This is a genomic window from Stenotrophomonas maltophilia group sp. RNC7 (assembly GCF_030910085.1).
In the GTDB taxonomy this organism is placed as follows: Bacteria; Pseudomonadota; Gammaproteobacteria; order Xanthomonadales; family Xanthomonadaceae; genus Stenotrophomonas; species Stenotrophomonas sepilia.
Window position 1 is genome coordinate 1 of the sequence record NZ_JAVFVN010000062.1, and the last position, 11,431, is coordinate 11,431.

The following is an 11,431-nucleotide window of genomic DNA, read 5'->3' on the forward strand; positions in this document are numbered from 1 at the left end:
CCTCGATCCAGGTCGTCCTATAACGCAGCTGCAGGATGCCGCTGCAGCCAGTAAGCAGAAGCGGCCCTAGGGCCGCTTCGTCATCAACCGATGGTTGTATGTTGTATTGCGATACAACATACAACACGCTACAGCTTAGCCACTCGTGACGCTGTTCGGCGGCCTGAACTTCTTCCTGGCCATTTCCATCCCGGCCTTAACTGCCCTGCCGCCTGCAGCAGCGGCGCCGCCGATCCTGCGGGCGTTTCGTGCGGCTGCAGCACCGGTGATGGCGCGACTGGAATGGCCGGTGACAGCCATGCGGGCGGCACCCGTGCCCATCGACGCCAAGCGGCCGCCGAGTCCAGCCGTCGAAGCTGCGACGCCGCCACCGATTGCAGAGGCGATCGCTGGCATCGAGAACATCACACCCAGCACGAAAATGGCCATGCCAACGGCCTTAAGCGAGGCCATGAGCATTTCGGCCGTTTCCATCGTGGCCAGCCCTTGGAAAAACGTATCGAGCACCTTGAACATCAACGCTGCCGAGAGGATGACCAGCAGGACCTTGATCGCGAAGTTCACCACTTGGCCAAGCCAGGCCTCGAACCAGCGTTGAGTACCTGGTAGAAGCGCCAGCATGATGAAAAGAGGGCCGATGGCAAGCAGTACCGTCAGCGCCGAATAGGCGACCAGGATCAAGCATGCGGCGATCGCGACAGTGAGGACGACGATCGTACAAAGCAGGATCGAAACACCCTGGTAGAGCAGGCCAGCCCCGCTAACTCCGAACGTCGAAGCCGCGTGCATGGTCTCGCCCTCTTGCCACGGCCTAACCGCTACGTCGAATCCGGCGGCGGCCGTTTGGTCGAGCATGGTGGACATTGAATTGATGTCATCGCCGATCGGGTTACTTCCAGGGATTACGATCTGGCCGGCGATCTCCATTGGTGCTTGCATGAAGAAATCGACCACTGTGCCTTGGTAGATCCCCGCGGTCAGGGCGAACCCAATGATGATGCACATGCGGATGATGCGCTTCATGCCATCGGTGAATGGTTCGCTGATCTGCCCGGACGCCATCGCCACGCCCCAAAACAGCACGTAGATCGTGAGCAAGGCGACGGCTGGCGTCGCGATTAGGCTGATGATGGTGGTGCTGCCATCCACCACAAAGGATTCAAAGGCTGGCTGCACGTGCTCGAACAAAAAACCCGCAATTTGTAGATCATCCGGTTCCATGTCCCTCTCCAGTTAGCGAGTACGGGCTTCTTGCATCTCGGCCCGCAGCTGGTCGCCGCCGTAGCCGTTGGCTTGGGCTTCCTTCTTCGTTATGCAGCGACCCAACTCTTGCTGCACCAGGCAGGCCTTCGACTTCATGCGGGCATCGAGTGATGGCTGCGCCAGGCACTCGCGGACAGAGCTGATTCTGTATTCCCGGTTTGCTGGTGCAGTTAGCGTGCGGCAGTCCTGGATAGGTGCGTTGTCGGCCGGGGCCACGACGCCGGCGTCGTCGTTCCTGGTGCAACCGAGCAACGCCCCCAAGGCCAACGCCGCGATGAGTCTGATCGAGACAGTTTTACTGGTCATCGAGAGGCCTCCGGTCAGTATTTGAAGGAGGTCTTGAACGCCGCCTGGTGCTGCTGCTGGGCGCGAGTCTCGCGCTGCTGCTGGGCGATCATGTTCAACGACTGCAGCTTGATGAGTTCGTTGGTCAGCTGCACCTGCTCGATCGCGACGCGGGCCTGCAGGTCGTTGATGGCCTTCATGTCCGACGCGCCGTCGATCTGGTTGGCCAGCGACTCCATCTTCTGCGCCCGGGCCGTCGCCGCGTCGTAGAACGACTGGTTTACCGCCTGCTGGTCGGTGTGGGCCGCCATCGAATCGTCGAGGGTGTCCTTCACCGCCTGGTCGACGTCGGCGAAGAAATCCTCATCGAGCAGGCTTGCGGACTGGCGGATCTCCTTCGACAGGTTGCCTAGCTCGCCGTTCTTCATCGAGGCGAGGGTTTCCTGCCAGTTCTTCGGGATGGCGCCGGTGCTGCGCACCAGGTTCCCCATGCCGCGGCCGCCAGTCAGTGACTCGTACTGCTGCTTGGCCTGGTCCAGCTGGGCCTTGAGCTGCGCCAGCTGCTCGACCATCTGCGTGTACTGCTGGATCGCGTTGGCCAGGTTGGCCGCGTCGATGACCGGGATGCCGGTCGCATAGGCCGGCGTGGTGGACGTGACGCCGGCGATCATGGTCACGCCAAGCGCGACCGAAAGAGCAATGGCTTTGATCTTCATGCTGGGTTCCTCGTAGTCGTAGGCGGTTGAATTAGCGGTCGTGAGCCGGTGCGAGCAGGCCCAGGCAATGCGCGGCGGCGCCGATGACCAGGCCAAACCCGATCGTCGCCACGAAAACCGGGTTGATGAGTTGGAACGACGGGAGGTTGAAGATGCCGGCGAGCAGCAGGGACAGGACCTTGAGGGCGCCGGTGAGCAGGAAAGGCGCCAGGGCGACGCAGACGCCGACGAACCGGCGCGGGATTAGCCCGGCACGGAACAGCTGGCGATAGATCACCGCTCCGGTGGCCAGCAGGCCGAGCAGGCTGATCCAGAAACTGGCCGTGGTGCTGGCGTAGGAGGTGGCGAAGGACACCAGCCAGGTGGCGATCGCGAGGCCGCCGCCGGCGAAGACTGCCGGCATGAACCTGGCGTTCCAGGCCGCCATTGATTCAGGCCCGACGCCGTAGGGCAGGAGGACGGCGGTTTCAGGCTGCCGTTTCCTGGTCGTGACGCTGGTGGGCCTGACAGTGAGAACCGTCGGTTTGCGCTTTTTGGGTAGGGACATGATTTCCACCTTGTGCGGTTGCTTGGAGAGGCCAAGCAGCACAGGTGGGAACAACGCCACTCCGTGCTGCTTGACCAGCAGCCCGATTCAATGAATCGGTGTACGGAGGGACGCCTCGACGCTTAGCCGCGAACGGCAGGGGAGAGCCCATTTCCCCAGGCTTGTCATGTTTGGCCAAGGACTGGAACAAGATCACTTGTTCCGGCGGGGTGCTCCGCTCTCCATCACATTGGCCGGGATTGCCCAATCCCGAGTGCAGTTATATCACTTTCCGGCCAGCAACTTGTCGCCGGTTTTCTTCCATTCGGCCCGGCGTGGATCATCGGTCGGAACCTTCGACAGCGACGCCAGGGCGCCGAGCAGTTCGCCGCGGTCCATCGTCGGCGTTCCCCTCTTTGAATCGACCAGGCCACCGAGGATCAGCAGACCGGCCACGTTGTAAAGCTCGCGATCCCGCGCCTTGCGCTGCGCGACCTTGTCGGCATTGAGAATCCGGGCGGCGTCGGCCTTTGCCCGTGCTGCCCGGTCGGCCGCTTTTTCGGCCCTCACCAGTGCCGCCAGCTTCCTTTCATCGTCGGTCGTGCGATCCGACTTCTCTGCCAGCAGCAATAGAAGCCGCTGCTGTTCCGATGGCGCCTTGAGTCCGCGCAGGTACTCGACCCGCGCCGACAGCCATTCGCTACTCATGTCACCTCCTGCTTACCGGGATGGGTCGTTTCAGTCTAGCGAAAAACTGGCGGAGCGGCGATGCCCGCTGTATCCTTCCCCTTTAGGGAAGGCGCGCTTAGTTGTTTCTCGGCAAGCCGAGAAACAGCGCGTCAGGGGCAAGCCCCTGAACCCCAAGAGCAAGAGCAAGAGCAAGGGCAACAGCAGAGGCATCGTCCGACGTGGCCATATCGCGACTCTCGATGAAGGTCGGCAAGGCGGGGAAGGCTTCTCCGCATGCCGCCTACATCGCGCGCGAAGGCCGCTACGCCGGACGACTAGAGCGGGGCGAGAGGCTGGAGGCGGCCGCGGCGGGCAACATGCCCGCCTGGGCGCACTCCAACCCTCTCGCATTCTGGCAGGCTGCCGACGCTCACGAGCGCGCCAACGGCACCACATATCGCGAAATGGAGCTGGCCCTACCGCGTGAGCTTGACGCCACGCAGAGGGCCGAGCTTGTTCGCGAATGGGTGCAGAACGAGATCGGCGACCGTCATGCCTACCAATGGGCCATCCATGTCCCTTTGGCGGCAGACGGTGGCGAGCAGCCGCACGCCCACCTGATGTTTTCCGAGCGCCAGGTCGATGGCATCGACCGCGACCCGGAACAGTATTTCAAGCGATACAACTCCAAGACGCCAGAGCGTGGAGGTGCCAGAAAAGGCTACGGGCCAAATGCCGGAAAGACCCTCACGAAGGCCGAGCGAGTAGCCGATCTGAAAGAGCTACGGGCACGTTGGGAGGTCATGGTTAACGCGCATCTGGAGCGCGCTGGCCGGACCGAGCGAATCGACATGAGAAGCCATGCCGATCGCGGCACCGGCATCGAGCCGGAGGCAAAGCAGTTGCCGAGCCAGTGGCGCGGCCAGGGACGAGAGAACGTCATCGAGTTCCGGGCGGCGCGGGCAGAGCATATGGCCGCGAACGCCGAGCTGCGGCGAGCCGTGCCCGACGTTCCGGCCGAAGTCATATCGCTGCAGGCTGCACTGAAAAAGCGGGCCGAGGATTTGGTGAAGCGGTTCCTCGCCCTAGTTGTGAAGCGCGGCAAGGCGGTCGATGGCTACGACGACAAGCGGGATCGCTCCCTGTGGGAGCTGGTGCCGGCGACGCTCAAGCGCCTGGTAGAGCAGTTCATCGCAGCGCCCAAGGTCGACCAGGTGAAGATCCTAGACACCCTGCAGAGCGACCCGGCGAGGGCTAAGCCGGTGGCCCAGTTGCTCGACCAGCACGACCAGGCCGTCCGCAACCATGCCAAAGACCGCTCGGCGAAAACCACAAAAGGCGACCGGGCGCGATAGGAAGTTTCCGGGTCGGGAAACCAGAAAGATCGCCGTCGGATTTTTCCCACGATGACCAAACCGGATTCGGAGAATCCGGCGAGCCGCAGGACGCGGCGAGTGGCCGCCAGGATGGCGGCCCCGTGCCTGGACGGCACGCCGGGCGCGGAGCGCCATGGAGAGGTCAATCGGTCGGTGTAACCCGCGCCCCAGGTGGAAGGAAGCCTGGCGGCAGGTGTACGCGGATTGCGTCGGTCTGTGCCGGGGTAAGTAGCCAGGCGCCTATGGGGCTGACGTGGTGTTTCAGAAGCCAAGTGGCGCGGTGATAGCCATCGAGCATCCGCACCGTGCCGTCATGGTAGCGACCGAGCAGTACCGGGCGGACGGCATCCTCGTTAGATAAGGTGGCGACGTACCTTAGGTCTATCCCACCCCGCCCCTCGACCTGCTCCCGAAGGCTGTCGATCGGGAGCACTATGAATTCAAAATCCTCCGGGTTGCGGTTGATGAGGCTGACCGCACGATGGACGGCGTATACCTCGCGATCCTCATGGTTGAAATGCTCCCCTGGCCACGCCCGGATCGGACGTGCCAGTTCCCATGGCCGATCGCCTTTGCTCACCTAGAACCCTCGCTGGCTCGCCTCGTAGTGGTAGGTCGGGTCATTGACCAGGCGCTTCTGCACCTCGACCAGCCCGCTGACCCAGCCATCCAGAGGAGACGGCTCCGGTTCCGGCGCTGGCTGGCGTGCAGGATTTCGCATAACGGGTGATCCGTCGCGGTTTTGCCCCTCGCCATTCATAGCCAGATGCCCCGAGGATGGTAGAGTGAAGTCCGGTTAATCATAACTTGGGAGTCTACCATGACTGAAATGGTCAAGCTGGCCACCGCCCGCGAGCTGGTGGACGCCGGGGCCGTGAAGCAGGCCGAGGTCATTGGCCTGCCAGGCGGCTGGACGGTGCAGCTGCAAACCTACAACCACGCGCGAGTGCTCGCCACGAAGGCCAATGAGCCGCGCCGCTTCGGGACGTTTGAGAGCGCCTTGAAGGTGCTGCGCGACTTGGGCGTGCGGCTGGACTTGCTGCGTGTCGACGCCGAGCAGTGGGAAGCCCAGGGCCTGTTCGGCGCCAAGCGCCGCCCTGATCGGTCGGCGGCCATGCGACTCAAGGATGCCGATGCTCGCTATGCCGCGTTCCTGCGCGAGGGTACGGAAAGAGCCATCGCCGATCGCCGCCCTGCCCTCTCCGCCGGCGACGCGAAGAAGCACATGGACGCGATCAAGGCGAAGCACCGGGCGCGGCTTGATGCCGCAATCCAGGGCAAAGGCGCCCGTGCATGACTGTGGCATGGGGCCAAACCGCGCTCGATGATCGAGCGCGGTTTCTCGATGAAGCCTTGGAGCGTGCGATCGAGGTTCCAGATCCGCAGATCTACGCGGCGGCCGAACGACAGGATGACCAGCTCGAGCTGGAAGGAAACGCGCTCGATGGCGTGGCTACCTACGCCGAAGGACCGACGGCCGGAACCCGGCTTTATCCCTGCAAAAGCGGGAAATACGTGATTATCTACACGCGCAGCGGAAACCACGTGGAGATCCTTTGGATCGCGCCGTCGCGCTCGAATTGGAAACCGACGCCATGACCGACTACGTGCTGCAGCAGATCATCGACAAGTCCCGCGCTGCCCGTGATGGGCATTTCGGCGTGCTTTCGACCGGGGAAAAGCTGGCCGCGGCCCTGGAGCTCAACCGCGCGGACCTGTTGGCCAGCGTCAACTACACGATGGCCGAAGCGATCGAGCGCGTGGGCGCCGATTGGCTGGCCAGAATCCCCGAGGCGGCCCGCGTCCTAGAGTACGAGGCCGAAGAAGCCGGAGGCGCGGCGTGATTGCGCGGCTGCGCCAGGCGCGGAGGGAGCTGCTGGCGATCGCGGCCCAGCTGCGCGGCAGCATGGCCAGGCTCGACGCCAATCTGGCCGAGATCCGCAAGCTGCGGACGGCTGCAGCTGCGTTCGATGAGGACGCCTGCAGGGCGGCGGCCAAAGCCGAGCTGTCGCCGGCAGAGCTGGGCGCGATCGCCCGGCGCCTGCACTTGGGATAGCCGCCACCGACGGCCTTGGCCGACTGCGCGGAATCAGGCCCCCTCCCCCCCCTCCCCTGCTGTTGCCGCGACCTGGGCGCGCATAATTCGCACCCCTTCCCTTTCAAGTAGATTGCATGTTTAATGCAACATGCGTCCATTACTTGGTAAGGGTGAGCTTATGATTGTGGCTGTCGGGGGCACAAAGGGCGGGATCGGGAAAACCACCCTCGCGGTACAGCTGGCCACGGCGCAGGCCTGCGCCGGCAAGCGCGTTTGGCTGATCGACGGCGACCGCCAGGGATCGGCGATCGCCAGCATCACCAACCGGGCCGAGCGGCCCGAGTTGCCGGCGATTGCGGCCGGCCACTACCCCGAGGGCAAGACCCTGCGCGCCCAGGTTCTCGCCCAGCGGGATCTGTTCGATGAAATCGTGATCGATGTGGGCGGCCGCGATTCCACCAGCCTACGCGCTGCGTTGATGCTCGCCGACGTGCTGATCGTCCCTTTCCGGCCGCGCAACTACGACGTGTGGGCGCTGACCGAGACCGCCGAACTGGTAGCCGAAGCCAAGGCGCAGCGCGAAGGCCTGCAGGCCTTCGCGGTTCTCAACATGGCCGATCCCGGCGTCCTGGCCGCGGACAACCGAGAGGCCGCCGAGGCCGTCCAAGACGTGCCCGAGCTGCAGCTGCTCGATACGCCCTTGCGTCAGCGCAAGGCGCTGGCCAACGCCAGCAGCGCGGGACTGCACATCACGGAGCTGAGGCCGTCCGATCCGAAAGCGTGTCATGAAGTTGCGGCGATTGTTGCCGCCATCTACGGCGCATGATGATTTAATCTTGAATTAAAGATGCTTCCATATAGAGGCGAGGTTAATTAAATGGCAATTCAGCGCAAACCCCCCGTTCGACCAGCTGCAGATCCGGCCGAGGCCTTCATCGAGGCGGCGCCCGATGGCGCGGCTGCCAAAACCGGCAAGCGAGCCAACGGGCGCGTCTACAAGGCGCGCAAGGTACCGGTGTCCTTCACAGTCGAGCAGGAGCTGTTGACTGCATTCGACGCCAGGGCGGCCGAGCTGGGCCTCAGCCGCGCGGCCGCGATGGCGCTGGCCATGTCCCGCCTTGTCCGCGGCGAGCTGATCGTCCGTGGCGACCAGTAGGCGGCGGGGTAGGGTAGGGCATGGCCACCGCTGCAGAGCATCGCGACCAAGCGCAGGTCCTCGACCTCGAGGCGCTGCGCGACCAGGAGGCGCGCCTAGCTTCGGAGCTTGCCGATGCCGTTTTCTCCTACGGCATGGGCAGCGAGCAGGCCCAGGAGTTGCTGCGCCGGATCAACGCCTTGACCAAGGCGAAGAAAGACGCCGCCGGCGAGGAGAAGCGAGCTGTCCGCCGGCGCACCAAGAAGGAGAACGACGCCAGGTTCATCACCGAGGCACTGGCGATCGAGGCCGAGGCTGCTGCAGAGGCCGGCATGGTCGGCTACATGGCCCGCGTGCTTGTCCAGGCCACGATGCCGCATAGCAGGCCGGAAACGAACGAGTACATCCGCCGAAACGGCAACCTCACCGTGGCCATGTCGGCGCTGTCCGATATTGGGTTGCCGTATGGCAGCTACCCCCGCTTGTTGTTGACCTGGCTCACCACCGAAGCGGTGCGATCGCAGTCATCCACGCTGCACCTGGGCGCCAGCTTGTCCGAGTTCATGGGCAAGCTCGGGCTAGTGCCAACAGGCGGGCGCTGGGGCACGATTCCGCGCCTGAAAGAGCAGGCCGATCGCTTGTTCGGCTCGTCGGTGATTGCCTATGAAAACGTCAACGACGCCGGCGGCCGCATCCGATCGCGCGGCTCACGGATTAGCGTCGCCGAGGAATGGGATCTGTGGTGGGATCCGCAGCGATTCGACGATGAGATAGCAGGGCAGGGCGGGCTGTTTTCCAGCTGGGTGAAGCTCTCGGACAAGTTCTATCACCAGGTCACTGATCGGCCCGTTCCCGTCGACCTGCGCGCGATCCGCGCCTTGAAGAAGTCGCCGCTTGCGCTGGACCTGTACGCCTTCACCACCTACCGCGTGAGCTACCTCAACCGGCGGGTGGAAATCCCCTGGGAGGCGCTGATGATGCAGCTGGGCGCGGATTACCAGGACAACGCCCAAGGCAAGGCCGACTTCAAGCGCAAGCTGCTGGCCGCGATGCGCAAGGTGGCCATCGTCTATCCCGAGCTGCGGGCCGAGCAGGGCGATCGCGGCCTGGTACTGCTGCCGTCGCCCACTCACGTGGCCAAGAAGCTTGGCGGGTAGTCCGGCGTGCTGGACTCGCCATGTGGAAAAGCCTGTTAAGGCAGCCACTTATCCACGCATAAACGGACAGACGCGAAAGCCCGACAATTCTCACTCTGCACGCATAAACGGACAGAAAGACCACGCATAAACGGACAGACGAAACCGGCGTAAGTCTATGAGCGGGAAGGGAAAAACGGCTCCCCCTGTAGTTAAAGCTCCTGTATGTATTACCTGTAGTGGTCTGCCGGTTTCTGTGGACAACTCGACTCCGACCCAAAAAGCGCCTGCCCTTCGCCATCCTTGGCTTCGCCCCGTCGCCTTCGGCGCCGGCCTGGCGTGGGCATCCATGCCCACGCTAAAGGCCGGCCGCCAAGGCGGCCGATCGTTAGAAGCTCTAGGCGGCGTCCTACGGCCGCCGCAGCGTCGGCAACGTCTTCCCCACTGCCTGAACCTCCTCGACGCTCACAGGCCCGGAAAAGCGGTTTGGCAGGGCGCGGGGAAGTGGGTCGGCTAACCGAGCTCCTCGCCGCGCCCAAACGTCATCGCAGCGGGTGGGGCTGGGACAGCCACAGCGGGCCGCTGCGCGGCCCCGTCATCGGCGGGGAGGGCCCCGCCACCCCCTTCGCCCCGCCGCTTCGCGTCGGCCTGCGCCTTCGGCAATCGTGCTGGCCTACGGCCAGGCGGCTTACCAGGGCGCGGCACGCCGCGCCGGTGCCAACTCCACCGCCTACGCCCTCATCCAGCACCGTGCCCGCTGAAAGGCCGCAAAAAGCGGTTTAGCAGGGAAAAGCGGCTTGCCGAGGCCGTGCCTCACATCGAGCGACAGCGCGAGCGGAAAGGCCGCAGGTTGAACGCCAAGAGAAGGGCCAGCAGCCAAGCGGCCGAGCTGGCCAGCATCGTCATTCCCGACGAGGCAGGCCCGGAACCACGGCCAAGCCGCGCAGGAGCGCCCAGGAGGCCCGGAACCGGGCAAGGGTAGGGCAAGGTGCTACCGACCCCGGAAAACGCCACCACGGCCCACACAGGGCCAAATTTCGACCCCGACGCGCTCGCGGCCGGGCTGGCCCAGGCCCGGCGCGTAGTATTTCCCTGTAGGGCTTGTAAATTGTAGTATGTAGTAGTATCATACAACATACTACAACGTTACATTTCATACAGGAGCACCCGCTATGGCAGTCACGAAAGAGCAGATTTTTTCCGCCGCCGACGACCTGGCCGCCGCCGGCCAGAAGCCCACGCTTGAGGCAATCCGGCAGATCACCGGTGGGAGCTACACAACCATTTCCCCGGCCCTGAACGAGTGGAAGGCCCGCCAAGCTACCGCCGCCGCGCCCCTGCGCGAGCCTGCGCCCCAGGCCGTCGCCGACCGCGTGGCCGAGCTGGGCAGCGACCTATGGACAATTGCCCTCGACCTGGCGAACGCCCGGCTTGCCGTTGAACGGGAAGGGCTGGAGAAGGCCCGCGCCGAGCTGGAAGCCGACAGGGCCGAGGCGACCGAGCTTGCCGACCGCCTGGCCGCCCAGGTCGATGACCTGCAATCCCGCTTGGCGTCCATCGAGGCCGCCGAAGCGGCCGCACGCGGCGAAGCCGACGAGCTGCGCGGCCAACTGGCCGCCGCCCAGGAGCAGGCGCACACGGCCGAGGCCCGCGCCCAAGAGATCGAGCGCCGGGCCGGCGAGCTGCGCACGGAGCTGGACAGAGCGCACCAGGACGCCGACCAGGCACGCGCCCAACTCGACCAGGTGCGCGGCGAACTGGCGAAGGTGCAGGCGCGGGCCGATGCCGACCAGGAGGCGCACCAGGAACAGCGCAAGCAGGCGGCCGCCGAGGCGCACCGCATGGCCGAACGCCTCACCGCCGCCCAGGCCGAGCGCGACCAGGCCATGAAGGCGGCCGGCCAGGCACGCGAGGAAGCCGCCCGCATGGCCGGGCAGCTCGACACGCTCAAGGAACAATCGGCCGCGCTGCTGGCCCGCATCACGCCGCCGGCGGCCGAGGTGAAGCCGACAAGGAAGAAGCCCGGCAGCGGCGAGTAATCGGCCCCTTAAGTGTCAAGATCAGCCGCCGCAGCGCGAACGGGCAGGGAACAGGCGAAGAAAAGGCCGGGAACGCTTGCGCGTTTTGGGCCCTGGAGCCTCTTCTACCTCGATCCAGGTCGTCCTATAACGCAGCTGCAGGATGCCGCTGCAGCCAGTAAGCAGAAGCGGCCCTAGGGCCGCTTCGTCATCAACCGATGGTTGTATGTTGTATTGCGATACAACATACAACACGCTACAGCTTAGCC

The 11,431-nt window shown here is 64.5% G+C and carries 17 protein-coding genes; 9 read left to right on the forward strand and 8 right to left on the reverse strand.

Translation table 11 applies throughout. The annotated features are described in order from the left end of the window. Window positions 1–135 precede the first annotated feature (135 nt). From RCF13_RS00415 to RCF13_RS00435, 5 genes are all read right to left on the reverse strand, one after another. On the reverse strand, window positions 136–1,221 hold the full coding sequence (locus tag RCF13_RS00415) for a type IV secretion system protein (protein WP_308140693.1): 1,086 nt from the start codon (window positions 1,219–1,221) through the stop codon (window positions 136–138). A 12-nt stretch (window positions 1,222–1,233) separates the two neighbouring features. Then, window positions 1,234–1,569: a hypothetical protein gene (locus tag RCF13_RS00420; RefSeq protein WP_308140694.1), complete on the reverse strand. Its 336-nt coding sequence runs from the start codon at window positions 1,567–1,569 to the stop codon at window positions 1,234–1,236. Between the two features lie 14 nt (window positions 1,570–1,583). Then, a complete protein-coding gene (locus RCF13_RS00425) occupies window positions 1,584–2,264 on the reverse strand; it encodes a type IV secretion system protein (protein WP_308140695.1) in 681 nt (226 codons plus the stop codon). A gap of 31 nt (window positions 2,265–2,295) precedes the next feature. Further along, on the reverse strand, window positions 2,296–2,871 hold the full coding sequence (locus tag RCF13_RS00430; protein ID WP_308140696.1) for a hypothetical protein: 576 nt from the start codon (window positions 2,869–2,871) through the stop codon (window positions 2,296–2,298). A gap of 204 nt (window positions 2,872–3,075) precedes the next feature. After that, window positions 3,076–3,498, reverse strand: coding sequence for a conjugal transfer protein TraD (locus RCF13_RS00435; protein WP_308140697.1), 423 nt, complete (start codon window positions 3,496–3,498; stop codon window positions 3,076–3,078). Window positions 3,499–3,719: 221 nt separating this feature from the next. Here RCF13_RS00435 and RCF13_RS00440 point away from each other — a divergent pair, with 221 nt between their 5' ends. Beyond that, window positions 3,720–4,814 (forward strand): MobA/MobL family protein, encoded by a 1,095-nt coding sequence (locus RCF13_RS00440; RefSeq protein ID WP_308140698.1) that lies wholly within the window; start codon window positions 3,720–3,722, stop codon window positions 4,812–4,814. A gap of 163 nt (window positions 4,815–4,977) precedes the next feature. Here RCF13_RS00440 and RCF13_RS00445 read toward each other — a convergent pair whose 3' ends face one another. Then, entirely contained in the window at window positions 4,978–5,415 is a 438-nt protein-coding gene (locus RCF13_RS00445) for a hypothetical protein (protein WP_125825523.1), read from the reverse strand. Then, window positions 5,416–5,556, reverse strand: a complete 141-nt coding sequence (locus RCF13_RS00450) for a hypothetical protein (RefSeq protein ID WP_157733698.1) — start codon at window positions 5,554–5,556, stop codon at window positions 5,416–5,418. Between the two features lie 99 nt (window positions 5,557–5,655). On the opposite strand from RCF13_RS00450, the gene RCF13_RS00455 reads away from it, so the two are divergent. The 8 genes from RCF13_RS00455 (at window position 5,656) to RCF13_RS00490 (ending at window position 11,183) form a co-directional block, all read left to right on the forward strand. Continuing rightward, window positions 5,656–6,132, forward strand: a complete 477-nt coding sequence (locus RCF13_RS00455) for a hypothetical protein (RefSeq protein ID WP_232515079.1) — start codon at window positions 5,656–5,658, stop codon at window positions 6,130–6,132. Next, entirely contained in the window at window positions 6,129–6,434 is a 306-nt protein-coding gene (locus tag RCF13_RS00460) for a plasmid stabilization protein (RefSeq protein WP_080598375.1), read from the forward strand. The genes RCF13_RS00455 and RCF13_RS00460 overlap by 4 nt, the downstream gene beginning before the upstream one ends. Next, complete coding sequence (locus tag RCF13_RS00465) at window positions 6,431–6,679, forward strand: hypothetical protein (protein WP_308140699.1); 249 nt, start codon at window positions 6,431–6,433, stop codon at window positions 6,677–6,679. Before RCF13_RS00460 ends, RCF13_RS00465 begins: the two co-directional genes overlap by 4 nt. Further along, window positions 6,676–6,891, forward strand: coding sequence for a hypothetical protein (locus tag RCF13_RS00470; RefSeq protein ID WP_005917918.1), 216 nt, complete (start codon window positions 6,676–6,678; stop codon window positions 6,889–6,891). The genes RCF13_RS00465 and RCF13_RS00470 overlap by 4 nt, the downstream gene beginning before the upstream one ends. 160 nt (window positions 6,892–7,051) lie before the next feature. Beyond that, window positions 7,052–7,699: an AAA family ATPase gene (locus RCF13_RS00475; RefSeq protein ID WP_005917920.1), complete on the forward strand. Its 648-nt coding sequence runs from the start codon at window positions 7,052–7,054 to the stop codon at window positions 7,697–7,699. 51 nt (window positions 7,700–7,750) lie between these two features. Next, window positions 7,751–8,029: a hypothetical protein gene (locus tag RCF13_RS00480; protein WP_005917922.1), complete on the forward strand. Its 279-nt coding sequence runs from the start codon at window positions 7,751–7,753 to the stop codon at window positions 8,027–8,029. 20 nt (window positions 8,030–8,049) lie between these two features. Next, a complete protein-coding gene (locus tag RCF13_RS00485; RefSeq protein WP_308140700.1) occupies window positions 8,050–9,165 on the forward strand; it encodes a replication protein RepA in 1,116 nt (371 codons plus the stop codon). Window positions 9,166–10,316: 1,151 nt separating this feature from the next. Continuing rightward, window positions 10,317–11,183 (forward strand): DNA-binding protein, encoded by an 867-nt coding sequence (locus RCF13_RS00490; RefSeq protein WP_243578061.1) that lies wholly within the window; start codon window positions 10,317–10,319, stop codon window positions 11,181–11,183. A 21-nt stretch (window positions 11,184–11,204) separates the two neighbouring features. On the opposite strand, the gene RCF13_RS00495 is transcribed toward RCF13_RS00490, so the two are convergent. Then, on the reverse strand, window positions 11,205–11,431 hold a 227-nt coding region (locus RCF13_RS00495; RefSeq protein WP_308140701.1), incomplete at its 5' end, for a hypothetical protein.

What these genes read in the sequence shown, in the direction of transcription:
- RCF13_RS00420 (WP_308140694.1), bottom strand. Translation starts at nt 1,569, where the DNA reads ATGACCAGTAAAACTGTCTCGATCAGACTCATCGCGGCGTTGGCCTTG.
- RCF13_RS00465 (WP_308140699.1), top strand. Translation starts at nt 6,431, where the DNA reads ATGACCGACTACGTGCTGCAGCAGATCATCGACAAGTCCCGCGCTGCC.
- RCF13_RS00485 (WP_308140700.1), top strand. Translation starts at nt 8,050, where the DNA reads ATGGCCACCGCTGCAGAGCATCGCGACCAAGCGCAGGTCCTCGACCTC.
- RCF13_RS00435 (WP_308140697.1), bottom strand. Translation starts at nt 3,498, where the DNA reads ATGAGTAGCGAATGGCTGTCGGCGCGGGTCGAGTACCTGCGCGGACTC.
- RCF13_RS00415 (WP_308140693.1), bottom strand. Translation starts at nt 1,221, where the DNA reads ATGGAACCGGATGATCTACAAATTGCGGGTTTTTTGTTCGAGCACGTG.
- RCF13_RS00425 (WP_308140695.1), bottom strand. Translation starts at nt 2,264, where the DNA reads ATGAAGATCAAAGCCATTGCTCTTTCGGTCGCGCTTGGCGTGACCATG.
- RCF13_RS00490 (WP_243578061.1), top strand. Translation starts at nt 10,317, where the DNA reads ATGGCAGTCACGAAAGAGCAGATTTTTTCCGCCGCCGACGACCTGGCC.
- RCF13_RS00475 (WP_005917920.1), top strand. Translation starts at nt 7,052, where the DNA reads ATGATTGTGGCTGTCGGGGGCACAAAGGGCGGGATCGGGAAAACCACC.
- RCF13_RS00460 (WP_080598375.1), top strand. Translation starts at nt 6,129, where the DNA reads ATGACTGTGGCATGGGGCCAAACCGCGCTCGATGATCGAGCGCGGTTT.
- RCF13_RS00455 (WP_232515079.1), top strand. Translation starts at nt 5,656, where the DNA reads ATGACTGAAATGGTCAAGCTGGCCACCGCCCGCGAGCTGGTGGACGCC.
- RCF13_RS00480 (WP_005917922.1), top strand. Translation starts at nt 7,751, where the DNA reads ATGGCAATTCAGCGCAAACCCCCCGTTCGACCAGCTGCAGATCCGGCC.
- RCF13_RS00450 (WP_157733698.1), bottom strand. Translation starts at nt 5,556, where the DNA reads ATGCGAAATCCTGCACGCCAGCCAGCGCCGGAACCGGAGCCGTCTCCT.
- RCF13_RS00440 (WP_308140698.1), top strand. Translation starts at nt 3,720, where the DNA reads ATGAAGGTCGGCAAGGCGGGGAAGGCTTCTCCGCATGCCGCCTACATC.